At 71.5% G+C, this 22,490-nt stretch carries 20 protein-coding genes and 1 pseudogene; 13 read left to right on the plus strand and 8 right to left on the minus strand.

Features of this window, described 5'->3' with window-relative positions:
- Positions 1–14 precede the first annotated feature (14 nt).
- Entirely contained in the window at positions 15–1,130 is a 1,116-nt protein-coding gene (mnmA, locus tag B0I28_RS13635) for a tRNA 2-thiouridine(34) synthase MnmA (RefSeq protein WP_106364769.1), read from the plus strand.
- A complete protein-coding gene (locus tag B0I28_RS13640; RefSeq protein WP_219926754.1) occupies positions 1,123–2,130 on the plus strand; it encodes a uroporphyrinogen decarboxylase family protein in 1,008 nt (335 codons plus the stop codon). The genes mnmA and B0I28_RS13640 overlap by 8 nt, the downstream gene beginning before the upstream one ends.
- 1 nt (position 2,131) lies before the next feature.
- Here the strand turns inward: B0I28_RS13640 and B0I28_RS13645 are convergent, their stop codons facing one another.
- Together B0I28_RS13645 and B0I28_RS13650 are read right to left on the minus strand one after the other, a co-directional pair.
- Complete coding sequence (locus tag B0I28_RS13645; protein ID WP_106364399.1) at positions 2,132–2,773, minus strand: sulfotransferase family protein; 642 nt, start codon at positions 2,771–2,773, stop codon at positions 2,132–2,134.
- A 110-nt stretch (positions 2,774–2,883) separates the two neighbouring features.
- A complete protein-coding gene (locus B0I28_RS13650; RefSeq protein ID WP_106364400.1) occupies positions 2,884–5,139 on the minus strand; it encodes a DUF4153 domain-containing protein in 2,256 nt (751 codons plus the stop codon).
- Between the two features lie 172 nt (positions 5,140–5,311).
- Between B0I28_RS13650 and B0I28_RS13655 the strand changes: the two genes are divergently transcribed.
- The 3 genes from B0I28_RS13655 to B0I28_RS13665 are packed head-to-tail and all read left to right on the plus strand — an operon-like array spanning position 5,312 to position 6,728.
- Complete coding sequence (locus B0I28_RS13655; RefSeq protein WP_106364401.1) at positions 5,312–6,013, plus strand: VIT1/CCC1 transporter family protein; 702 nt, start codon at positions 5,312–5,314, stop codon at positions 6,011–6,013.
- 50 nt (positions 6,014–6,063) lie between these two features.
- Positions 6,064–6,339 carry a type II toxin-antitoxin system Phd/YefM family antitoxin gene (locus B0I28_RS13660; RefSeq protein WP_106364402.1) on the plus strand — a complete coding sequence of 92 codons (276 nt, stop codon included), beginning with the start codon at positions 6,064–6,066 and terminating at the stop codon, positions 6,337–6,339.
- A complete protein-coding gene (locus B0I28_RS13665) occupies positions 6,336–6,728 on the plus strand; it encodes a type II toxin-antitoxin system VapC family toxin (RefSeq protein ID WP_106364403.1) in 393 nt (130 codons plus the stop codon). Before B0I28_RS13660 ends, B0I28_RS13665 begins: the two co-directional genes overlap by 4 nt.
- Here B0I28_RS13665 and B0I28_RS13670 read toward each other — a convergent pair.
- From B0I28_RS13670 to B0I28_RS13690, 5 genes are all read right to left on the minus strand, one after another.
- Complete coding sequence (locus B0I28_RS13670) at positions 6,725–7,741, minus strand: magnesium and cobalt transport protein CorA (protein ID WP_106364404.1); 1,017 nt, start codon at positions 7,739–7,741, stop codon at positions 6,725–6,727. The two genes, B0I28_RS13665 and B0I28_RS13670, sit on opposite strands and share 4 nt — an antisense overlap.
- Before the next feature lie 58 nt (positions 7,742–7,799).
- Positions 7,800–8,420 (minus strand): TetR/AcrR family transcriptional regulator, encoded by a 621-nt coding sequence (locus B0I28_RS13675; RefSeq protein ID WP_106364405.1) that lies wholly within the window; start codon positions 8,418–8,420, stop codon positions 7,800–7,802.
- Positions 8,421–8,429: 9 nt separating this feature from the next.
- Entirely contained in the window at positions 8,430–9,167 is a 738-nt protein-coding gene (locus B0I28_RS13680; RefSeq protein WP_106364406.1) for an ABC transporter permease, read from the minus strand.
- Between the two features lies 1 nt (position 9,168).
- Positions 9,169–9,894, minus strand: a complete 726-nt coding sequence (locus B0I28_RS13685) for an ABC transporter ATP-binding protein (protein WP_106364407.1) — start codon at positions 9,892–9,894, stop codon at positions 9,169–9,171.
- Positions 9,895–10,048: 154 nt separating this feature from the next.
- Positions 10,049–11,446, minus strand: coding sequence for an alkaline phosphatase PhoX (locus B0I28_RS13690; protein ID WP_219926755.1), 1,398 nt, complete (start codon positions 11,444–11,446; stop codon positions 10,049–10,051).
- A gap of 170 nt (positions 11,447–11,616) precedes the next feature.
- Here B0I28_RS13690 and ligA point away from each other — a divergent pair, with 170 nt between their 5' ends.
- The 4 genes and pseudogenes from ligA to B0I28_RS13715 all read left to right on the plus strand — a co-directional run bounded on the left by ligA (position 11,617) and on the right by B0I28_RS13715 (position 17,691).
- Positions 11,617–13,860, plus strand: a complete 2,244-nt coding sequence (gene ligA / locus B0I28_RS13695) for an NAD-dependent DNA ligase LigA (protein ID WP_245888970.1) — start codon at positions 11,617–11,619, stop codon at positions 13,858–13,860.
- A 980-nt stretch (positions 13,861–14,840) separates the two neighbouring features.
- Positions 14,841–16,226: pseudogene (locus tag B0I28_RS28480) on the plus strand (putative bifunctional diguanylate cyclase/phosphodiesterase).
- A 102-nt stretch (positions 16,227–16,328) separates the two neighbouring features.
- A complete protein-coding gene (locus tag B0I28_RS13710; RefSeq protein WP_106364410.1) occupies positions 16,329–17,306 on the plus strand; it encodes a sigma-70 family RNA polymerase sigma factor in 978 nt (325 codons plus the stop codon).
- A 70-nt stretch (positions 17,307–17,376) separates the two neighbouring features.
- On the plus strand, positions 17,377–17,691 hold the full coding sequence (locus B0I28_RS13715; RefSeq protein WP_146148092.1) for a hypothetical protein: 315 nt from the start codon (positions 17,377–17,379) through the stop codon (positions 17,689–17,691).
- A 63-nt stretch (positions 17,692–17,754) separates the two neighbouring features.
- Here the strand turns inward: B0I28_RS13715 and B0I28_RS13720 are convergent, their stop codons facing one another.
- Positions 17,755–18,168: a VOC family protein gene (locus B0I28_RS13720; RefSeq protein ID WP_106364412.1), complete on the minus strand. Its 414-nt coding sequence runs from the start codon at positions 18,166–18,168 to the stop codon at positions 17,755–17,757.
- Positions 18,169–18,461: 293 nt separating this feature from the next.
- Between B0I28_RS13720 and B0I28_RS13725 the strand changes: the two genes are divergently transcribed.
- The 4 genes from B0I28_RS13725 to B0I28_RS13740 all read left to right on the plus strand — a co-directional run bounded on the left by B0I28_RS13725 (position 18,462) and on the right by B0I28_RS13740 (position 22,460).
- Positions 18,462–18,818 carry a DUF485 domain-containing protein gene (locus B0I28_RS13725; RefSeq protein ID WP_106364413.1) on the plus strand — a complete coding sequence of 119 codons (357 nt, stop codon included), beginning with the start codon at positions 18,462–18,464 and terminating at the stop codon, positions 18,816–18,818.
- 17 nt (positions 18,819–18,835) lie between these two features.
- On the plus strand, positions 18,836–20,497 hold the full coding sequence (locus B0I28_RS13730; protein WP_106364773.1) for a sodium:solute symporter family transporter: 1,662 nt from the start codon (positions 18,836–18,838) through the stop codon (positions 20,495–20,497).
- Between the two features lie 98 nt (positions 20,498–20,595).
- Positions 20,596–21,651, plus strand: coding sequence for a sensor histidine kinase (locus B0I28_RS13735; protein WP_425433444.1), 1,056 nt, complete (start codon positions 20,596–20,598; stop codon positions 21,649–21,651).
- A gap of 62 nt (positions 21,652–21,713) precedes the next feature.
- Complete coding sequence (locus tag B0I28_RS13740) at positions 21,714–22,460, plus strand: LytR/AlgR family response regulator transcription factor (RefSeq protein WP_106364415.1); 747 nt, start codon at positions 21,714–21,716, stop codon at positions 22,458–22,460.
- Positions 22,461–22,490: the final 30 nt, after the last annotated feature.

Below are 22,490 nucleotides of genomic sequence, written 5' to 3' on the forward strand. Positions count from 1 at the left end.
TGGAAGGCGTGAAACTGCGAGTACTGGCCGCCATGAGCGGCGGAGTCGACTCGGCCGTGGCCGCGGCCCGCGCCGTCGAGGCCGGGCACGACGTCACCGGCGTCCACCTGGCGCTGTCCAAGAACCCCCAGACCTACCGGACCGGGGCCCGCGGCTGCTGCACCATCGAGGACTCCCGCGACGCGCGCCGCGCCGCCGACGTCATCGGCATCCCCTTCTACGTTTGGGACATGGCCGAGCGCTTCCACGAGGACGTCGTGGAGGACTTCTACAGCGAGTACGCGGCCGGGCGCACCCCCAACCCGTGCCTGCGCTGCAACGAGAAGATCAAGTTCGCCGCCGTCCTCGACCGCGCCATGGCCCTCGGCTTCGACGCCGTCGCCACCGGCCACTACGCCCGCAAGGGCGGCGACGGGCTCCTGCGCCGCGCCGTCGACCCCGGCAAGGACCAGTCGTACGTGCTCGCCGTCCTCACGCCCGCGCAGCTCGACCACTCGATGTTCCCCCTCGGCGACACCCCCAAGGACCAGGTCCGCGCCGAAGCCGAGGAGCGCGGCCTCGCCGTCGCCCGCAAGCCCGACAGCCACGACATCTGCTTCATCGCCGACGGCGACACCGCCGGGTTCCTCAAGAACAGGCTCGGCAGCGCCACCGGCGACATCGTCGACAAGGCCACCGGCGAAGTCCTCGGCAGCCACGACGGCTCCCACCAGTTCACCGTCGGCCAGCGCCACGGCCTCGGCCTCAAGCGGCCCGCCGCCGACGGCAGGCCCCGCTACGTCCTCTCCATCACGCCCGTCGACAACCGCGTCGAAGTCGGCCCCCGCGAGGCGCTGCGCGTCGACCGCATCCGCACCGGCGCTCCCGTGTGGCTCGCCGCGGAGCGCACCGGCTCCTTCGAAGCCGAGATCCAGCTCCGCGCCCACGGCGAGGTCTACCCGGCCACCGTCACGGTCGAGGACGGCGGTCTCACCGCGCGCCTCCACAAGCCCGCATTCGGCGTCGCCGCCGGGCAGGCCCTCGTCGTCTACGACCCCGACGCGGCCGAAGGGGACGCCGTGCTCGCGTCCGGCACCATCGACGCCTCAGCGTCCTCCGAAGCAGAATCCCTTGAGGCGGCCGGTGTCTGAGGAACTGCCCGTCGCGCTCCCCACCGGGGTCGCCACCGGCGTCGGCTCACTGCCCGGCACCGACATCGCCGAGGCCGTCAACATCGTCTTCGGGGAGCTCCCCGAATGGCCCCACTTGCCCGAGCTGCCGAACCGCGGCCTCGGCGCCGACATGATCGGCCGCGGCGCGGCCCTCCTCGCCGGGCTCCCCGTCCAGTGGTGGGGCTTCCGCTGGGAGATCGCCGACCTGCCCGGCGTCGACGCCCGCCGCGCCGCCGACTTCCTCGAACGCGACCTCGACGCCCTCCACGAGACCAACGCCTCCGGGCCCGTGCGCCTCACCGCCGTCGGCCCGTTCACGCTCGCCGCGAACCTGTGGCGCCGCACCGGCGGCGCGATGCTCGCCGACCCCGGCGCGGTCGCCGACCTCGCCTCGTCCCTCGCCGAGGGCCTGCGCGAGTACGTCGCCGCCGCCCAGGCGCGGATGCCCAAGGCCGCCTTGTCGATCCAGCTCGACGAGCCGAGCCTGCCCGCCGCGTTGGCCGCCCGCATCAACACCGAGTCGGGCCTCGACTTCTACCGGCGCGTGCCGGTCGAGGTCGCGCGGGACCGCATCCGCGAGGTCGCCGAGGCCGTCGGGGTGCCGCTCGTCGTCCACTGCTGCGCGCCCGACGCGCCCGTGGGGCTGCTCCGAGAAGCCGGCGCGCAAGCGGTCTCGATCGACCTGACTGCCTTCGACCTCGACGACGTGCCGCGCGTCGACGCCCTGGGGGAGTACCTCGACGGCGGCGGGCGGCTCATCGCGGGCGTCGTCCCGCCGCTCGGGCAGCCGCGCCCGGGTGTCGACAAGGCCGCTGCCGACCGGATCCACGCCCTCTGGGGCCGCCTCGGGTTCGCGCCCGAGCAGCTGGTGCGGCAGGTCAGCGTGAGCACCACGTGCGGCATGGCCGGGGCGAGCCCCGACTACGCGCGCTTCGCGATGGAGGCGAGCCGCGAGGCCGCCAAGCGGCTCCACGGCTGACCTATTCGGCGCCGACGCCGCCCGGCGGCACCTCGCCGGTGCGCTCCTGCCATTCCTTCGTGGTGTTCAAGTGCGGGAACGGCGCTGAAGGGACCGGCAGGCCGAGCGCGTCGCACAGCGGCGCCCAGCCCGCGCCGGTCGTGAACTCCACCAGGCGCTCCGCGGGAACGGTCGCCCGGACCCGCTCGTGGTACCGGCGGTACGCCGCCTCGACCGCGTCCCGGTCGGTGCGCGGCGCGCCCTCGAACGTCTTGTCCCAGACCGCGGCGATCATGTCGATCCACTCCCCGGTCTCGTCCGCGCCGTCGTCCATGCCCTTGAAGATGGTGTCGCTGCAGCTCCGCCACCAGGTGTCGAAGGAGTCGCGCCGCGACAGGACCACGATCGCGCCCGGGTAGGCCTCGGCGAGCTCGGCGTAGAACGCCGACGCCGGCCAGTCGACGGCCGCCGCGTACCCGGCGAGCAGCCCGTCCCAGTCGACGGGTCCGCCCCCGGCGGCCGCGAGGAACCCGGCCGGATGGGTGTCGAGGTGCGCGAACACCTCCGACATGTGGTGGCACGGCGCGCCGAGGAGCGTCTCCAACGCGTGCTTGAGGGTCATCGTCCCGGTGCGCGGCAGGCCCGCGCCGATCACTCGGAGCATGGGATGAAACTAACCGGACATGTTACGGCCCTGCAAACTCCGTGCACGGAACGTCCAGACGGGACATGCGAGCTCCAGCGGGGCGGCGACCAACCGCCCCGCCGGAGCCCTCAGCCCCGCTCGTAATGGAGCTCGTAGGACTGCGCGGCCAGGTCGTCGCAGACCGGGCGGGCCGTGCCGTCGGTCGCCGTGTCGCTCAGCGACACCATCGTCGCGAGGTTCTCGGTGACCTCGGTGTACTGGTACATCTCGCCGTCGAGGACCGCGACGTACCCGGCCGTGGCCTCGGTGTCGATCTCGGCGATGTCGGTGACCTCGTAGATCCCGCCCGCCTCGTCCGCGGCCTGCATCGCAGCGACTCCGGCGAGGGCGTCCTCGGACGTGGTCCACTCGAAGGTCTCGATCATCAGGTATCGGGAGCCGGGACCGTAATAACCGCAGTGCAGCACCCGGTTGCCAAGGCCCGCGGCCGGGTCGAGGTCCTCCGCGTACTGCGAGGGGTCGTCGGGCACGAGGCCCCGGTCCCCGGTCGCGGAGGTCCCGAAGAACTCCGTCACCTGCGCGAGGTCGTACTCCGCGCAGGTGTTCCAGTGCCAGAACCCGTCCGGGTCGGCGTTCGGCTGGCTCAGGTCGACCTCGGAGGACTCGGCGGCGTCCACGTCCCAGTCGGGGAAGGTGCAGTACGGGTCCGGCTCCCCGGCGCCCTCCGCTGCCTCGATCGCGCGCTGGTAGCCCCAGTTCCACGCCATGACGTCGCGCTCGTCGTCGAAGTCGTCGCCGCCCAGCAGGCAGTCGCGGTCCTCGGCGGGGAGGTCGGCGAACTCGGGCGCGGCGTCGGCCGAGAGCCCCTTGAGGTAGTTCAGGTCCAGCTCGTGGTCGTGGTCGATGTTGTAGCGGGCGATGAGCGCGTCGGGGTTGACGGCCGCCAGGCCCAGGAGCGCGATCGCGCCGGAGGCGAGCACGGCCCGCGGCAGCCAGGCCGCGCGGAGCTTCCAGCAGCCGACCAGGACCATCGCGAACAGGACCGCGAGCCAGAACTCGACGGTGAAGATCCAGACGCGCAGCCGCGTGAGCCCGTACGTCTCGGTGTACGTGTACATCCGGTACGTCGCCGAGACCACGACGGCCATCGACATGAGCGCGAGCAGGGCCAGCAGGACCCGGACCGTCCACCGGTCGGCCTTCGAGCGCTTCGGCGCGAGCCACGCGGCGATCGCGATGAGCGCCAGCGACAGGACCGCGACGAAGCTCAGCTGCCAGAAGCCGCGGCGCGCGTACTCGGCGAACGTCAGGCCCGCCGTCTCCATCACGTACGCCTCGCCGCCGAAGTACACGCGCAGCTGCACCGCGATGAACGCCGCGAACAGGAGGTTCAGCGCCGCCAGCGGGATCGCCAGCTCGAACCGCGACACGGTGCGGTGCTCGGCCTGCTCCTCGGCGTCCCAGCGCGGCCGCGCCGCGGCCGTGTACGCCCACACCAGGACCAGCGGGACCAGGACCGCCGCGAGCACCAGCCGCAGGAACACCTCGATGGGGTTCAGGTCCGGCAGCAGCCTCGCCACGAGGTCGGCGAACGTCGAGTCCGCGGCGGCGAACAGGCCGCCGAAGACCAGCAGCAGCGCCACCGTCACGCCCGCGGTCCATGCGATGCGCACGGTTCCGGGGTTGCGGGAGTTCTGCTCGGTGCGGCCGCGCCGCGCCCACCTGAACGACTCCGCGATGCCTTCGAGCCACGCGAAGCACATCGCCAGCGCCGTCCCTCCGATGCGCCGCTGCGGTGCCAGGACCAGCGGTGTCAACGCGAACGCGGCGAGCGCGCACAGGGCCACGACCCAGCCCGCGTCCCGCACCGCCGCGACCGACCACAGGAGCACCACGAGGACCGCGCCCGGCAGGCGCGGCAGGAGGTCGTCACGCGACGTCAGCAGCGGCACCGCGACGAGCGCGATCCCGGTGAGCGCCAAGCCGACCCCGACGCCTCCGCCGGGGAACGCCGCCCATGCGCCGAACAGCGCCACGACGAACACGAGGATCACGGTGGTCTGCGACGCGCTCAGTTCCGGCCGGTGCCAGCGGGGGTTCGGGAGGATCATCGGCGGCGGGGGAGGGGCCGCGTAGTACTGCTGCTGGTAGGGGGCGCCGCGGTGCTGGTGCGGCATCTGCGGCGGCGGGGCCGGGACCAGCACGCCCTGCTGCACCGGCGGCCGCTGCGCCTGCGGCTCGTGCTGCTCGGCCTGCGGCGTCGCTTCCGGCGCCTGGGACGCCTCGGGCGCCTCGCGGGGCTCAGGGGCTTCCGGCGCTTCGGCGGGGGAGTCGCCGGCGGCCGGATCGTCCTGCGGCGCAGGGGCGCCGTCGGGTTCGCTCATGATCGAGACCCTTCCGTCTGAGAGGATTCCCGAGGGTAGCGGAGGCCCGCCGCACGGGAATCCCTTGTAGCCGTGGGGACCGTGAGGTCCGCATGTAACACCCTTGAGCGGCCCGTTCCGACGCATCGCGTGAGCAGCCCCACGTCGTGCAACCGTATGGTTCACTGAGAGCGTGGAAGCTCACGGCGGTGAAGAACTCGGCTCGATCGGCAACCGGCTCAACTGGCTCCGCGCCGGAGTCCTCGGCGCGAACGACGGCATCGTCTCGACCGCGGGCATCGTCATCGGCGTCGCGGGCGCCACCACGGACCGCTCCACGATCCTCGTCTCCGGCGTCGCCGGCCTCGTCGCGGGCGCCTTCTCCATGGCCGGGGGCGAGTACACCTCCGTCTCCACCCAGCGCGACACCGAGGCCACCCTCGTCGCGGCCGAGCGCCGCGAACTCGACCAGGACCCCCAGGCCGCCGAGGACGAGCTCACGACCAACCTGGAGCGCCGCGGCCTCTCCGCCGAGACCGCCCGCGCCGCCGCCCGCGAGCTCTCGGCCCGCAACCCGCTGCGCGCCCATGCCGCCGTCGAGTTCGGCCTCGACCCCGACGACCTCACCAACCCCTGGCACGCCGCGCTCTCCTCGTTCATCAGCTTCACCTGCGGCGCGCTCCTGCCGCTCCTGGCGATCACGCTCCTGCCCGACGGCGTCCGCGTCTGGGGCTGCGCCGTCGCCGTCGTCGCCGCGCTCGCCGTCACCGGCTGGACCTCCGCCACCCTCGGCGGCGCCCCCCGCCGCCCCGCGATGCTCCGCATCATGGCCGTCGGCGCCGCGACGATGATCGTCACCTACGCCGTCGGCTCCCTCTTCGACGTGAGCGCCTGACGCCGACTTGCACGAGCCACTTTGTGGCACAAATGTGGTAACATTCCGGCATGGACACCATCGGATTGCGCGAACTGAGCCACCACACGGCGCAGATCGTGCGTCGCGTGCGCAACGGCGAGACGGTCATCATCACGGATCACGGGAAGCCCGTGGTCCGGATGACGCCCGAGCCCGCGACGAGTTCGCTCCTGGCCCGCTGGATCGCGGAGGGCTCGGTCGTGCAGGCGGTCGACGAGACTCCGTTCGCGGTCCCCGACGGCGACCCGGCCGACCCGCCGCTCTCCGAGCGGATGATCGCCGCGCGCGACGAGGAGCGCTGGTGATCTACCTCGACAGTTGTGCGGTCATCAAGCTGCTCAAATTCGAGGCCGAATCCCCGGCGCTGGTGAAATGGCTCGGCGAACGCGCAGCATCACCGAAGGTGTCGAGCGCGCTCCTTGAAGTCGAGATGGCGCGGGCGCTGCATCGCGACGCGCCGCATCTGCTTGAGGACCTCCCGCGGGTCCTCGGTCGCATCCATCGTCTCGACATGACCGCCGCAGTACGGGCGAAGGCCGCCGAGTACCGGTTTCCGCAGCTTCGATCGCTCGACGCGCTGCACCTCGCGACCGCTGATCTGCTCCGCGACGAACTGCATGCGTTCGTGACCTACGACCGCCGCCTCGCGGCGTACGCGGACACCGCCGGTCTGCCCGTGGTCGGCCCGGCTTAGAGCCAGGTCGCGCGTTTGAAGACCACCCACAGGATGGCGGCGGAGACGACCATGAGGCCGAGGGCCATCGGGTAGCCGAGGGTCCAGGAGAGTTCGGGCATGTGGGTGAAGTTCATGCCGTAGACGCCCGCCACGAGACCGGGTGTGAACAGGATCGCGGCCCAGGAGCTGATCTTCTTGACCTGGTCGCCCTGCTCGTGGGTCTGGGCGGCGAGTTCGCGCATCTCCTCGTTCTGGGCCTGGGTGACGAGCGTGGAGTGGACGGTGAGGGCGTTCCGGAGGAGGGCCCGGAAGGTGTCGGCGCGCTCGACGGTCTTGTAGACGTTGTCGAGGACGTCGCGCATGTCGCGGCGCAGCTCCAGGTCGACGCCGTACTTGTCGTAGCCCGCTTCGAGGGACTTGAGCACGGTCACGAGCGGGTGGGTGGCCCGCTGGAACGCCATGGCCTCGCGGAACAGCTCGTAGATCCGGCGCGTGACGGCCGCGTCGCCGGAGAACATGGCCTCCTCGATCTCGTCGATGTCGTTCTCCATGCCCGCCATGACGGGGCGGTAGCCGCGCACGACCTCGTCCATGACCAGGTACAGGACCGCCTGCGGCCCGAACGCGCACAGCTCCGGGTGGGCTTCGAGGCGCCCGCGGACCCGGGAGAGGTCGGGGGACTCGGCGTGGCGGATGGTGATCGCGAAGTTCGGGCCGATGAACAGGTGGACCTCGCCGAACTCGACCTCCTCGGGGCCGTCGAGGTAGCGGGCGGCGCGCAGGACCACGAACAGGGTGTCGCCGTAGCGCTCCAGCTTGGGGCGCTGGTGCCCGGCGGTGGCGTCCTGGATCGCGAGGTGGTGCAGCTCGAACTCCTCGGCGACGGCGCTGAGCTCCCCGCCGGTGGGCCGGTACAGCCCGATCCACGCGAACCCGCCGTGCTCGTGCAGGTCCTCGAAGGTGTCCTCAAGGGACACGTGATGGGTCTCGCGGACGCCCTTGCGGTAGATGGCGCTGTCGACGATCGGCATGCGGCCAGTCTAGGTGCGCTCCGCCGCGGCGCCGAGGGCTCGTCATGTCAGTTCGGCGTCAAGAATCCCTCGTCAAGTGCCCCACGGGCATCGTCAGGTACCGGTCGATGGTCGGCCCGATCGTCTCGGCCAGCTCCTTCTCGCCGAGGGAGGCGAGGGGCTCCAGTTTCAGGATGTACCTGGCGACGACCAGGCCGAAGACCTGCGAGGCGATGAAGTTGGCGCGCACGGGGATGTGGTCGACGGTGTCGCCGAGGGTCGCCTGCACGGTCTTCACGATCCGGTGCTCGAACAGCTGCTTGAGCACGAACGACATGGCGGGCTTGGAGAGGCTGGAGCGGACCACGGCCAGCAGCTTGTCGCGGTGCGCGCCGTCCCAGATCCGCACGAACGCGTGCACGAGCCGCTCGCCCGCGCCGTCGATGCCGCCCGCCTGGAGCGCGGCCTCCACCTCTGGTGCCGGGTCGAACGGCAGCTCGATGGCGGCCATGAACAGCTCGTCCTTGGACCCGAAGTAGTGGTGGATCAGCGACGGGTCCACGCCCGCCTCGCCCGCGATCCGCCGCATCGACACCGACTCGTAGCCCTCGTCGGCGAACAGGCGCCGGGCGGCGCCCAGGATCTCCGACCTGGTGTCGGGGTTCCCGGTGCGCCGTCCGGTCCGCTTCGCTCTCGCCACGGGACGACCTTAGTCGGTCCGTCGCCTGAGCGTCGCGGCTCCGAGCACGGTTGCGACGACGACCGCACCGAGCACCACCGCGAGGTCGGCCCACATGTCCGACGTGACCTCGGTGTGCGCCTGCACCTCCGCGAGCGCCTTGACCGCGTAGGTGAGCGGCAGCGCGTCCGAGACGCCCTGCAGCCACCCGGCCATCTGGTCGGCGGGCCAGATCAGGCCGCACAGGAACAGCTGCGGCACCACGAACACGGGCATGAACTGGATCGCCTGGAACTCGGTGGTCGCGAACGCGGACACGAACAGCCCCAAGGCCATCCCGAACAGCGACGTGACGATGCAGATGAGGAACACCGCCCACGTCGGCCCGGCCGTGTCGAGTCCGAGCCACAGGAACGCGACGCCCGCCGCGACGGCGGTCTGGGCCGCGGCGGCCGTGCCGAACGCGAGCGCGTAGCCCACGACCAGGTCGAGCTTCCCGGTCGGGGTGGTCATGAGCCGCTCCAGGGTCCCGCCGGTGCGCTCGCGCAGCAGCGTGATGGAGGTGATCATGAACATGAGCATGAACGGGAAGGCGGCCAGCAGGATCAGGCCGGTCTTGTCGAACACCTGCGGCGCGTCGTCCATGATCGCGCTGATGAGGGCGATGATGAGCGCGGGCACGGCGAGGATGAGGCCGACCGTGCGGTGGTCGTTGAGGAGCTGGCGCAGGATGCGCCCGGCGGTGATGAACGTGATCCGCAGCGACATGTCACCGCGCCCCTTCGAGTTCGCGGATGAGGTGGAGGAACGCGGCTTCGAGGTTCGCGGTCCCGGTGGACTCGCGCAGGGCCGCGGGGGTGTCGTCGGCGATGAACTGTCCTTCGCGCAGCAGCAGGAGCCGGTCGCAGCGGTCGGCCTCGTCCATGACGTGGCTGGAGACCAGGAGGGTCGCGCCGCCCGCGGCGAGCGCGCGGAACTGGTCCCACAGCTCCTCGCGGATGACCGGGTCGAGCCCGACGGTGGGCTCGTCGAGGACGAGCACCTCCGGCTCGATGACGAGCGCGCACGCGAGGGAGGTGCGGGTCTTCTGGCCGCCGGAGAGGTTCCCGGCGAGCTTGTCGGCGTGGTCGCCCATGCCGACGCGCTCGATGGCGCGCATGGCCTCGTGGCGGTCGCGCCCGTAGAGCGCGGCGAAGTAGGCGACGTTGGCCTTGACGGACAGGTCCCGGTAGATCGAGGCGTCCTGCGTCACGTACGCGACGCGGCCGCGCAGCGGCTTCGCGCCGGCGGGTTCGCCGAGGACGGTCACGGTGCCGCCCTTGACCTTCTGGGTGCCGACGACGGCGCGGATGAACGTGGTCTTGCCCGAGCCGGAGGGGCCGAGCAGGCCGGTGACGGTCCCGGGGGCGATCTCCGTGGAGACGCTCTTGAGGACGGGCTTCTTGCCGCGGTCGACCACCAGGTCGGCGACGGCTATCGCGGGGGCGGGCGGCATCGGGGCCTCCAAGCAATTCAACGAGTGATGAATTCACCGTAGCACGGGAATTCATCGCATGGTGAAATGCTACGCCGCGAAGCGCGCCCGGCGCGTGAAAAGGCCGGCCCCGCGGTCGAAACCGCGGGGCCGGCCCTATCGGAGGGTTCAAGCGCTAGAGGACGCCCTGCTCCCAGGGGCCCCAGATCGCGACCGTGCGGCCCGGCTCGGCCCGGTCGCCGCGCGTGCGCCCGCGCAGGTTCGCGAACAGCACCTTCCCGTCGGGGGAGAACGCCGCCCCGCACCACTCGGCCGCGCCGTCGTGCGCCGCCAGGTCCAGGACCTCGCCCTCGCGGGTCAGGCCCCGCAGCGCGGGCGCCTCCCGCACGCCCTCGCACAGCACCAGGCCCTGCGCGGGCGAGACCGCGAGCCCGGCGGGGAACGGCAGCAGCGCCGCGTCGGGGGACTCGAACACCAGCTTGAGCGTGCCGCCGCGCAGGCCGCGCGGGCGGAACTCCCACAGCTGGCCCTCGCCCTCGTCGCCGCCGGAGACCGACGAGGCGTACACCGCGCCGTCGGCGTAGAAGCAGTCCTGGAGCCGCCCGAACACGGCCGCGCCCCGGGCCCAGCCCTGGTCGAACACCGCGAACGGGTCGCCTTCGGCGCCGGAGGGGTCGGGTTCGTCGACGTCGACCCACTCGACGTACGCCGCGCGCCCGGCCCGGCGGCCGGTCCGCGTGTCGCGGTTCCACTCGTCGGCGAACTTGAGCATCTGGAGCTGCCCGCCCTCGGCCGGGCGCCCCGGCACGTTCGGCAGGAACCGGTAGAACCCGGCCGAAGCCTGGTCCTCGGTCAGGTACACCGCGCCCGTGCGCGGGTCGACCGCGGCCCCGCCGTGCACGAAGCGGCCCATGTCTTTGAGCGGCAGCGGCTCCGACTCCTCGTCGGCGTCGGCCGCGACCTCGAAGACGTACCCGTGCGGGGCCTCCCAGCCCGCGCCCGTGCCCGTCACGGTCTCCTCGCACGCGAGCCACGAGCCCCACGGGGTCGCCCCGCCGGAGCGGCTCGCCACGGTCCCCGACAGCGACTGCCGCGACCCGTCGAGCGCGAACACGCCGTCCCGCCACGACACCGCGAGCGTCGTCGTCCCTCCCGAGGCGAGCGCGTCGTACCGGTGCTTCGCCTTGCCCGCGGCGGGACCCGGGACGCCGCGCACGCCGTGGCCGCGCACCAGCCGCCATTCGCCGCGCCGGCCCGTCGCGAAGCACGCGAGCCCGCCGTGCGCCGGAGGCACCGCGCCGCCGTCGCCCATCGCCGCGCCCGCCACCGAGAACACCGCGAAGTCGAAGCCCTCGGGGAGCCGCAGCGTCTGCGAGAAGCCCGAGGCCTCATCGGTGCGGGTCAGCTCCCGCGGCGGCCCGTAGCCGCCGTTCCCGGGCGCCTGCCGGGCCCGCAAGCCGTCCTCGGCGCGCGCGGCCCGGGCCGCGAGGCCCGCCACCGCAGGGGACGCGAAGCCGCCGTCCGCCGCGCCGCGGCGCAGGAAGCTGCGGCGGTTGGAACCTTGAAGAGTCACCAAGACCTGGGCTCCTTCGTGAGGAGGGTGCGGGGGGCGGGCGGGCACTACGGGGCTGATCATCGCGGCCCAAAGGGAGTGGAAGGCAATCAGCACGTGAACGGAAAGTGACCGGTTGCATAAGGCTTCGACCTCCGCGAAACGTCGGACCCGGCTGACACAATGGGGCCGTGAGCACGACTGACATCGACGAAGGCCCTGACCGCACCGGCGACCCCGAGTTCGAGCGCGCGCGCGCCCGCGTCGAGGAACTCGCCCCGGAGATCACTGCCCACCGGCGCCGCTACTACGAAGACGCTGCGCCGACGGTCTCCGACAGCCAGTTCGACGAGCTCATGCACGAACTCATCGACCTTGAGACCCGCTACCCGGAGCTCAAGAAGAACGACTCGCCCACCGAGCAGGTCGGCACCTTCTCCGAGGCGTTCGCGCCGGTGACCCACCTGGAGAAGATGCTCAGCCTCCAGGACGTCTTCAGCCTCGAAGAAGTGCAGACCTGGGCCGACCGCATCACCGCCGAGGTCCCCGGCGAGCGGTACCTCTGCGAGGTCAAGATCGACGGCCTCGCCGTCGACCTCGTCTACGAGAACGGCCGCCTCACCCGCGCCGCCACCCGCGGCGACGGCGTCACCGGCGAAGACGTCACCGCGAACGTCCGCACCATCGCCGCCGTCCCCCAGCGCCTCGCCGCCGCCGACGGCTTCCCCGTGCCGAGCCTCCTCGAAGTCCGCGGCGAGGTCTACTTCCCGACCGCCGACTTCGAGCGCCTCAACGAGTCCCAGGTCGCCGCCGGGAAGGCCCCGTTCGCCAACCCCCGCAACGCCGCCGCCGGGTCCCTGCGCCAGAAGGACGCCGCCAAGACCGCCGAGCGGCCCCTCTCCTTCATCGCCCACGGCCTCGGCGTCCTCCAGGGCTTCGAGCCCGACTCCCAGTCCCACTCCTACGCCGCCCTCGACGCCTGGGGCCTGCCCGTCAGCCCCTACTGGCGCGTCGTCCCCACCATCGACGAGGCCTTCGCGTACATCGAGGAGTTCGGCGGCAAGCGCCACAAGCTCGTCCACGAGATCGACGGCATCGTCATCAAGATCGACGACTTCGGCGTGCAGCGCCGCCTCGGCGCCACCAGCCGCACCCCCCGCTGGGCCGTGGCCTTCAAGTTCCCGCCCGAGGAGGTCAACACCCGCCTCCTCGACATCAAGGTCTCCATCGGCCGCACCGGCCGCGCCACCCCCTACGCCGTCCTCGACCCGGTCCGCGTCGCCGGATCGGAGGTCGAGTTCGCGACCCTCCACAACGCCGACCAGGTCAAGGCCAAGGGCGTCCTCATCGGCGACATCGTCGTCGTCCGCAAGGCCGGCGACGTCATCCCCGAGATCGTCGCCCCCGTCGCCGCCGCCCGCACCGGCGACGAGACCGAGTTCGCCATGCCCGAGCGGTGCCCCGAGTGCGACTCCGTGCTCGCGCCCGCCGCCGAAGGCGACATCGACCTGCGCTGCCCCAACGCCCGCTCCTGCCCCGGGCAGCTGCGCGAGCGCCTGGCGTTCGCCACGGGCCGCTCCTGCTTCGACGTGGACCGCATGGGCTACATCGCCTGCGCGGCGCTCGTGCAGCCCCTGGAGCCCGCCGAACCGGTCCTCACCGACGAGGGCGGCGTCTTCGACCTGAAGATGGACGAGCTCCTGCCGATCCGCGTGGTCGTGCGCGACCCCGACTCCGGGCTCCCCAAGATCGACGAGAAGACCGGCGAGCAGAAGGTGGTCACCCCCTTCGCCCGCCAGCCCGACAAGAAGACCGGCGAGATCCTCCCGCGCAAGAACGCCGAGGAGATGCTCCAGAACCTGGAGGCCGCCAAGTCCCAGCCGCTGTGGCGCGTCGTCAACGCCCTCTCGATCCGCCACGTCGGCCCCGTCTCCGCGCAGGCCCTCGCCGAGCACTTCCGCGACCTCGACCGCATCGCCGAGGCCGACGAGGAGGAGATGGCCGCCGTCGACGGCGTCGGCCCGACCATCGCCGCCGCCATCAAGGACTGGTTCGCCGTCGACTGGCACCGCGACATCGTCGAGCGCTGGCGCGCCGCGGGCGTGCGGATGCAGGACGAGGCCCCCGACCCCTCCGAGGCGCTCCCGCAGACCCTGGAGGGCGTCACGATCGTCATCACCGGCGGCATCGACGGGTACACCCGGGAAGGGGCCGCCGCGGCCGTCAAAGCGCGCGGCGGGAAGTCCTCGTCCTCGGTCTCGAAGAAGACCGGCGCGGTCGTCGCGGGCGACAAGCCGGGCTCGAAATACGACAAAGCCGTGCAACTGGGTGTCACCGTGGTGCAAGGGGAGGACTTCGACCGGCTCCTGGAGCACGGATTGGGCGAGTTTTCCTCGCAGTCCGAGGAATCCGGCGACGGGAACGAACCGGAATGATCACAAGTCGGTAACGATCCGTATTCCGATCGGGGGGGATGCTCGTTAGAACCAGGCAGAGTCATCCTGTGGAAGCTTGCCCCTGGCCGCGTGCGCGGCGCGGACCGGTCCGCCCGAAGGGGCCGCCGGGTCCGAAATCGACCTCGGGGTACCCTGCCGCCGACGTGCGGAGAACGGTTTCTGTCACGGACATGTCGCGCCTGGTCACAAGTGTGCCGCATGTGCTCCCAGCGTTGTCTGGGAGCGAAAATCGCGATATGACAGAGGAGTCGGCCACGACCGGGCCGCGGTGATTCTGGCGCGTCGCCTCGGAACGGTGTGGCAGTGGGAGGAGCGATATGGCCACGACGCTCATGCGCAACACTGCGCCTAGAGAGCATCCAGGCCGGTACTACGGCTTCACGTCGGCGGTCGCCGTGCTGGCGATCGTCGGCGCCGGGTTCACCGCCGTGCGCGCCGGAGCGTTCGACGGCGGCGCCTTCGACGTGCCCTTCGCCTTCTGGCTCACCGCGGGACTCGCCGTCATCGCCGAGCTGCGCCCGACCCGCTGGGGCGGCCTGTGGATGTCGCCGATCGCCTCGATCTACCTGGTCTACGTCCTCGCCACGATGGTCACCTGGGGCTTCCTCCCGGCCCTGATCGCGCAGTCCGCGGCCATGTCGCTGCTGGTGGCGCAGATCCACGCCTCCGGGTGGCGGATGGTCTTCAACCTGTCGCAGCAGGGCCTGGCCCTGTGCGTGGCGTGGTTCGTCTGGAACGGCATCGCGGGCGGCACCACCTGGAACGGCGACGCCATCGAGCTCATCGCCGTGTTCGCCGCCGGCACCAGCTGGATGCTCACGTCCACGGCCCTGGTCGCGGGTCGACAGAGCCTGCGCACCGGCAGGCCGTGGAGGGAACTGGCCTTGGACTGGCTCAAGAGCGAATGGGCCCTGCGGGCCACGCAGATCGCCATCGCGCCGATCCTGGCGACCGCGGCCATGTCCTCGTGGTGGCTCGTGGCCGCCTCGGCCATCCCGATCTTCAGCGTCTACCGCATCCTCCAGACCGCGGCCGACCGCGAGCGCGAGGCCGACCACGACCCGCTCACGGGCCTGCTCAACCGCAAGGGCTTCCAGGAGGTCGTCGACGGCAAGCTCGCCGACGCCGCCGAGACGAAGACCGCCGTGGCCGTGCTCATCCTCGACCTCGACCGGTTCGCCGACGTCAACTCCGCGCTCGGCCACGAGGTCGGCGACCAGCTCCTCGTCGAGCTCGCGAAGCGCTTCACGACCGACAAGCCGCCCGGGAAGGAGATCGCCCACCTCGGCGGCGACGAGTTCGCGTTCGTGTGGTCCGAGCTCGACGGCATGACCGACCCGATGTAGTGCGCCCGCGAGATCCGCGCCCGCCTCGACGCGCCGATCGTCCTGTCCGACGTCAGCATCGAGGTCGACGGCTCGGTCGGCATCGCGGTCTTCCCCGACGACGGCGCCGACTTCCAGACCCTGTTCCGCCACGCCGACATCGCCATGTACGAGTCGAAGCAGCGCGCCGGGTCCTACACGCGCTACGGCGCCGAGTTCGACCACCACTCGCCCGAGCGCCTCCACCTCCTCGGCGACCTGCGCCGCGCCCTGGACCACCCGGACGCGCCCGGCGTGAACCTCTTCTACCAGCCGCAGGTGCGCCTCGCCGACGGCGCGGTCATCGGCGCCGAGGCCCTGCTGCGCTACAGCCACCCGGAGCGCGGCGTCGTCAACCCCGCCGAGATCATCGAGACCGCCGAGCACTCCTCGGTCATGCGGATGCTCACCGAACGGGTCGTCGACATCGCCCTGCGCCAGCTGCGGGCCTGGAAGGAGCGCGGGTACGACCTGCGCATGGCCGTGAACGTCTCCGTCCGCGACCTCCAGTCGCCGGAGTTCACCGACTTCCTCACCGAGCGGATCGACGCCTACGGGGTCGACGCCGCGAAGCTCCAGCTGGAGATCACCGAGTCCGCGCTCATGGCCGACCCGCGGCGGGTGCTCCAGAACGTGCAGCGCCTCTCCGACCTCGGCGTCGGCATCAGCCTCGACGACTTCGGCACCGGGTTCTCCTCGATGCAGCACCTGCGGCGCCTGCCGGTCACCGAGATCAAGATCGACAAGTCGTTCGTCACCACGCTCATCGACGACCCCGACAACGCCGCGATCGTCTCCACCACGATCGACCTGGGCCGGGCCCTGGACGTCGAGGTCGTCGCCGAGGGCGTCGAGGACGAGAACGTGCGCAAGCAGCTCGAAGGCTGGGGCTGCCACGCGGGCCAGGGCTGGCACTTCGCCAAGCCCATGAGCGCCGACGCGTTCGAGCGCTGGATGGCCGACCACCGCAAGCACAACTGAGACCGCCACGGCCACAAGGGAGACCGTTCGCACGGGCCGACCTGGCCCGGCGATCCCGGAACCGTCCCGGCGAATGTCGGTCCCGTATGCGAGGCTGATTCCATGAACACCGCAGTCCAAGACGATGTGCTGGCCGAGTTCGAGCCGCACCGGCGCGAGCTGTGCGCCTACGCCTACCGGATGCTCGGCTCCTCCTTCGAGGCCGAGGACGCCGTCCAGGACGCGTTCACGCGCGCCTGGAAGTCCTACGCGTCCTTCGAGGGCCGCTCCTCGCTGCGCTCGTGGCTGTACAAGATCACCACGAACGTGTGCCTCGACATGCTCAAGGGCCCCCAGCGCCGGGCCCGCCCGATGGACCTCGCCCCCGCCTCCGACGCCGGCTCGCCCCTGCCGGCGCCCGAGCCCGACTACATGTGGGTCGAGCCCATCCCCGACTCGATGGCCTTCGGCGCCGACCCGGCCGCCGCCGCCGAGGCCAAGGACACGCTCCGGCTCGCGTTCGTCGCCGCCGTCCAGCACCTGCCCGCCAAGCAGCGCGCCGTCATGCTCATGCGCGAGGTCCTGCGCTTCTCCGCCGCCGAGACCGCCGAGACCCTCAACCTCAGCCCCGCCTCGGTCAACAGCGCCCTCCAGCGCGCCAAGGCCACCATGGAGAAGGTCAACACCGACCCCGCGGCCGACGCGCCCGCCATGGACGACGCCGACGTCCGCAAGCTCGTCGACGGCTACGTCTCCGCCTTCCAGGCCTACGACATGGACGCCCTCACCGCGCTCTGCACCCAGGACGTCAACCTCTCCATGCCGCCGTTCCCGCTCTGGGTCGAGGGCCGCGCCGGCGTCGCCGAGTTCATGCTCGGCACCGGCTCCGCCTGCCGCAACTCCCGCCTCGTGCCCGTCGGCGCCAACGGCCTCCCCGCCTTCGGCCACTACAAGCCCAGCGACGACGAGCCCGGCCTCTGGACCCCCTGGTCCATCACCGTCCTCGAACTCCGCGACGGCGCCATCGCCGGCCTCAACTACTTCCTCGACACCGCCCGCCTCTTCCCCCTCTTCGGCCTCCCGAACGAGTACCGCGAATAGCGCGGCCCCTGTAGTGCGCCCCGTCTGCGAGGACGGGGCGCAACCCCTCGGCCCTGAACGGGAGCCCGACATGGAAGAAGTCCCTGAAACGAGTCCCGCCCCGGTGGAGCCCACGAGCGGGGGCCTCGACTGGGGCGCGCTGAAGCCCTGGCACCTGCTCGCACTGCTCTGCATCCTGGCGGTGATCGCCGCGGTCGTCGTGACCGTCGTGCTCGTCTCCAACGCGGCCAGGAAGCAGCGCCGGTACCCGTACCCGCCGCCGACGTACCCGCCTCCCGGCGCCCAGCAGCAGTGGCCCGGCCGCCCGCCGCAGCCCGGTCCGCATCAGCCGCCCCAGGACCCCCGCGACTTCCCGCCGCAGCCGCCCGGCCCCGGTCCGCAGTGAGCCGACGGCCGCCCCGCGTGGTGCGGGGCGGCCGTCGGCGTTTTCTGGTTTCCTTTGCAGCTCTTACTGGTAGGGCATGTAGAAGGGTTCCCACTGGTGACCGTCGGGGTCGATGAAGGTGCGGCCGTACATGCCCACTTCGGCCTCTTGGACGCGGCGGTCGTTCATGGGGGTCTCCTCGGTGCCTCCGGCCTGGAGGGCGGCGTCGGTGAGGTCGTCCACCGCGTCGCGGTTCGGAAGGGCGAGGGCGTAGGCGGCGGAGGAGTAGGCGACGGTGTCGCCGAGGGGGCGTTCGGCGAAGGTGGTGAAGAAGTCCTTGGTGAGCAGCATGAGGCAGATATTGGCGTCGACGACGACGCAGGCGGCGTTCTCGTCGGTGAAGTCGGCGTTGACGCGCCAGCCGAGGGCCGTGTAGAAGTCCTGCGAGCGCTTCAGGTCGGCGACGGGCAGGTTCAGGAAGATCATCTTGCTCGCCATGGGCTCACGCTGCTTTCCGGTTCGGTGCCTTACGTATGGGGACGAGGCGGGGCGTCCGGATTCATCGCCGGGGACCGGATTTCCGCGGTGACCGCTCGCCGACCGCTCGCCGCCCGCTCGGCGGCGTCTCAGCGCCGGTTCGCCGCACGACGGCGGCGTCCCGGCGACACGCCTGACAACGGTGCTTCTCGCGGGCCCCCGAAGGCCCTAGATTCCCAGGTGACACACGTCACCGTGTCGACCTGAGCCGGTCACGACCGCGGGACGCATTGCCCTTCAAGGAGGAAGGCTCGATGACCACAACCCCCGAAGAGAACGGACCGCCGCCCGAGGTCAGCGAAGCGGACATCGCCGCGATGCACGACGACCCGCGGTTCGTCGAGCTCAAGCGCACCCTGTTCCGCTTCACCGTCCCGGTCCTGCTGGCCGCGCTGGCCTGGTACCTCGTCTACGTGCTCCTGTCGGCGTACGCCCGCGACTTCATGGGCATCGTGCTGTTCGGCAACATCAACCTGGGGCTGATCCTGGGCCTGAGCCAGTTCGTCGTGACCTTCTACGTCACGTGGGCCTACAACCGCTTCACCGCCCGCAAGTTCGACACGCAGTCCGCTGAGCTGCGCGACGACATCATGAACGGGGGCGCGAAGTGAACACGCTCGCACAGGAGATGAGCGACGGCAACCGGATCCTGACGATCGCCCTGTTCATGGTGATGGTCCTGGTGACCATCTTCATCACCATCCAGGGCGGCCGCAAGACCAGCACCGCCACCGACTTCCACTCCGGCGGCCGCGGCTTCTCCGCGTGGCAGAACGGCTTCGCCGTCGCGGGCGACTACGTCTCCGCCGCCTCGTTCCTCGGCATCGCCGGGACCATCGCCCTCTACGGCTACGACGGGTTCCTGTACTCCATCGGCTTCCTCGTCGCCTGGCTCGTGGCGCTGCTCCTCGTCGCCGAGTCGCTGCGCAACTCCGGCCGCTTCACCGTCGCCGACGCGCTCTCGTACCGGATGCGGCAGCGCCCGGTCCGCACGGCCGCTTCCATTGCCACCCTGAGCATCTCGATCTTCTACCTGCTCGCGCAGATGGTCGGCACCGGCGCGCTCGTGACGCTCCTGCTGGGCATCAAGGAAGGCGAGACCTTCCTCGGCATGGACTCGGGCGCGGCGAAGGTCGTGGGCATCGTCGTCACCGGCCTGCTCATGGTCGCGTACGTCGCGTTCGGCGGCATGAAGGGCACGACCTGGGTCCAGATCTTCCAGGCCTGCGTCAAGATCGGCCTCGCGTTCGTCCTGGCGATCCTCGTGCTCGTCCACTACAACTTCAACCTCTCGGCGCTGCTCGGCGACGCCGCGAACGTCTCCGGCCAGGGCGCGGCCTTCCTCGAACCGGGGCTGCGCTACGGGGCGGAGGTGCCAGGGGACGCGCTCCAGACACTGTGGAACAAGCTCGACCTCATCAGCCTCGGGCTGGCGCTGGTCCTGGGCACCGCCGGCCTCCCGCACGTGCTCATCCGCTTCTACACGACGCCGGACGGCAAGACCGCCCGCAAGTCCGTCAACTGGGCCATCGGCCTGATCGGCATGTTCTACCTGCTCACCCTCGTGCTCGGCTTCGGCGCCGCCGCGATGGTCGGCAAGGACGCGATCATCGCCGAGAACCCGGCCGGCAACTCGGCCGCGCCGCAGCTCTCGCAGGTCATCGGCGAGGACATCGCCGGGTCCACGGGCGGCGCGATCATGCTGGCGCTCATCGCCTCCGCCGCGTTCGCGGCGATCCTGTCGGTGGTCGCCGGGCTCATCATCGCCTGCTCCTCCTCGCTCGCCCACGACCTCTACAACGGAGTCTTCAAGCGCGGCAAGGCCAGCGGGCACCAGGAGGTCGTCTTCGCGAAGTTCGCGGCGGTCGGCGTCGGCGCCATCGCCGTCGTCATCGCGGTCTTCGCGCAGGACCTGAACGTGGCGTTCCTGGTCGCGCTCGCCTTCGCGGTGGCCGCGTCCGCGAACCTCCCGACGCTGCTGTTCAGCCTCTTCTGGAAGCGGTTCAACACCGCGGGCGCCGTCGCGGGCATCTACGGCGGCCTCATCTCCGCCATCGGTCTGGTGATCTTCTCGCCGACCTTCTCAGGCACGGAAACTTCGCTGCTCGGCGAAGGGGTCGACATCGCATGGTTCCCGCTGTCGAACCCCGGCCTGGTGTCCATCCCGCTGGGTCTCATCTGCGCCGTGGTCGGCACGCTGATGAGCTCCGAATCGAACCCCGACCGGTTCGCGTCCATGCAAGTCCGGGCGCTCACCGGGGCGGGTGCGGAGCGGGCCTCGGCACACTAGGCGGCCCCCATGGGGAGGGCCGGGGCGGCCCTCCCCGCTGCATCAGGGCCCGTCCGCCGGACGGGCCCTGATGTGCGCCACGTTACAGTTGTGTTGTGATCGCGCGATCCCCTCATCGCCAGCGTCGGCGGACCGGCAGCGCGGCGACCCTCGCCGCGCTCCGCTTGTCGCGCCAGACCGGCGAGGCCCTCGCCGACGGGCTCACCGGCAAGGGCGCCCAGGTGGCCGCCCGCCGCCTCGCGCGGCTCCTCGCCGCCGACGCCGTCGCCCTCGCCGACTGCGAACGCGTCCTCGCCGTCGCCGGGAGCATCGATCCCGATGCGGCCCAAGCACTCCTGGTGGAGACCCTGGACGTCCTCGAACCGGTCACCGCCCCGCCGCTGCGGGCCGCGCCGCTCGTCGTCTCCGGCGACCTCGCCGGGTGCCTGCTCGTCTCCGGGGACGTCAGCGACGCCGACCTCGCCGAGGCCGCCGACCTCGTCGTCCGCGCCCTCGACCACGCCGACCTGGTGCGCGCCCGCGAGCGCATCGCCGAAGCCGACCTGCGCACCCTCCGCGCCCAGATCTCCCCGCACTTCATGCACAACGCCCTCGCCGCCATCAGCGCCCACACCCGCACCGACCCCGAGCGCGCCCGCGAGCTGCTCACCGACTTCTCCGACTACCTGCGCTACTCCTTCGCCGGGACCGGGGACTTCGCCACGGTCGCCGACGAGCTCCACGCCGTCCAGACCTACCTGGAGCTCCAGCGGGCCCGCTTCGACGACCGACTCGACATCACCGTGCGCATCGCCCCGGAGGTCCTGCCCGTGCCCATCCCGTTCCTGGTCGTCCAGCCGATCGTCGAGAACGCCGTCCGCCACGGCTTCGAGACCAAGCCCGGCACCGGCCACATCGCCGTCCGCGGCTTCTCGGAGGGGCCGCTGTGCGTCATCGAGGTCGAGGACGACGGCGACGGCATGGACCCCGATGTCGCCAAAGCGATCCTGACCGGCTCGCGCGCCGGTTCGGGCCGCATCGGCCTCGCGAACGTGGACAAGCGGCTGCGGGCCGTCTACGGTCCCGAGTACGGCCTCTGGCTCGACACCGCCCCCGGCGCCGGTACCAAGGCCACCGTGAGAATCCCCCGCTACGCCCGAGGAGTCCACGCATGAGCCCGCACCCGCCCTACCCGACCGCTCGCTCTGCCCGTCTCCCCGAACCGGAGTAACCGCTGATGAGTACCGGACTTCGAGTCCTCGTCGTCGAAGACGAGTCCTCCACCCGCGCCGAGCTCGCGGGGCAGCTCGCCGAGCAGCCCAGCGTCGGCGAGGTCCAGAGCGCCGCCGGAGGCGACGAGGCCGTGCGCCTCCTCGGCGAGGGCACCTTCGACGCCGCGTTCCTCGACATCGCCATGCCCGGCCTCACCGGCATCGACGTCGCCCGCATCCTGCGGCGCCTCTCGCACCCCCCGGCCATCGTGTTCGTCACCGCCTACGACAACCACGCGGTCGAGGCCTTCGGCCTCGGCGCGGTCGACTACCTGCTCAAGCCCTTCCGACCCGAACGCCTCGCCGAGGCCGTCGCCCGCATCGGCCGCCGCCGCTCCGGCCCCGCCCCGGCGGGGGACAAAGCCGACGACCTCGCCGTCGTCCAAGTCGAGCTGGCAGGCCGGACGGTCTTCGTCCGCCGCGACGACATCGCCTACGCCGAAGCCCACGGCGACTACGTGCGGCTCCACTCCGGGCGCCACTCGCACCTGCTCAGGCAGTCCCTCACCTATCTCGAAGAGGTATGGGACGCAGCCGGTTTCGTGCGCGCGCACCGGTCCTTCCTCGTCAACCTCGCCTCGATCACCGAACTGCGCGTGACCTCGACCGCGGGCCTCGTCGCCGTCACCGGCGCCGGCGAGGTCCCCGTGAGCCGCCGCCACTCCAGGCTGCTGCGCGAGCGCCTCCTCCAAGCGGTCCGCGGAGACGCATGAGCCCGCACCCGTCGCCCCACCCGTCCGGCT

This window comes from Glycomyces artemisiae, assembly GCF_003002955.1.
Taxonomy (GTDB): Bacteria; Actinomycetota; Actinomycetes; order Mycobacteriales; family Micromonosporaceae; genus Glycomyces; species Glycomyces artemisiae.

Excerpts from the sequence above, each read along its gene's own strand:
- B0I28_RS13645 (WP_106364399.1), bottom strand. The coding sequence starts at position 2,773 with ATGCTCCGAGTGATCGGCGCGGGCCTGCCGCGCACCGGGACGATGACC.
- B0I28_RS13650 (WP_106364400.1), bottom strand. The coding sequence starts at position 5,139 with ATGAGCGAACCCGACGGCGCCCCTGCGCCGCAGGACGATCCGGCCGCC.
- B0I28_RS13660 (WP_106364402.1), top strand. The coding sequence starts at position 6,064 with ATGGACACCATCGGATTGCGCGAACTGAGCCACCACACGGCGCAGATC.
- B0I28_RS13670 (WP_106364404.1), bottom strand. The coding sequence starts at position 7,741 with ATGCCGATCGTCGACAGCGCCATCTACCGCAAGGGCGTCCGCGAGACC.
- B0I28_RS13680 (WP_106364406.1), bottom strand. The coding sequence starts at position 9,167 with ATGTCGCTGCGGATCACGTTCATCACCGCCGGGCGCATCCTGCGCCAG.
- B0I28_RS13685 (WP_106364407.1), bottom strand. The coding sequence starts at position 9,894 with ATGCCGCCCGCCCCCGCGATAGCCGTCGCCGACCTGGTGGTCGACCGC.
- B0I28_RS13710 (WP_106364410.1), top strand. The coding sequence starts at position 16,329 with ATGAACACCGCAGTCCAAGACGATGTGCTGGCCGAGTTCGAGCCGCAC.
- B0I28_RS13715 (WP_146148092.1), top strand. The coding sequence starts at position 17,377 with ATGGAAGAAGTCCCTGAAACGAGTCCCGCCCCGGTGGAGCCCACGAGC.
- B0I28_RS13720 (WP_106364412.1), bottom strand. The coding sequence starts at position 18,168 with ATGGCGAGCAAGATGATCTTCCTGAACCTGCCCGTCGCCGACCTGAAG.
- B0I28_RS13725 (WP_106364413.1), top strand. The coding sequence starts at position 18,462 with ATGACCACAACCCCCGAAGAGAACGGACCGCCGCCCGAGGTCAGCGAA.
- B0I28_RS13730 (WP_106364773.1), top strand. The coding sequence starts at position 18,836 with ATGAGCGACGGCAACCGGATCCTGACGATCGCCCTGTTCATGGTGATG.
- B0I28_RS13740 (WP_106364415.1), top strand. The coding sequence starts at position 21,714 with ATGAGTACCGGACTTCGAGTCCTCGTCGTCGAAGACGAGTCCTCCACC.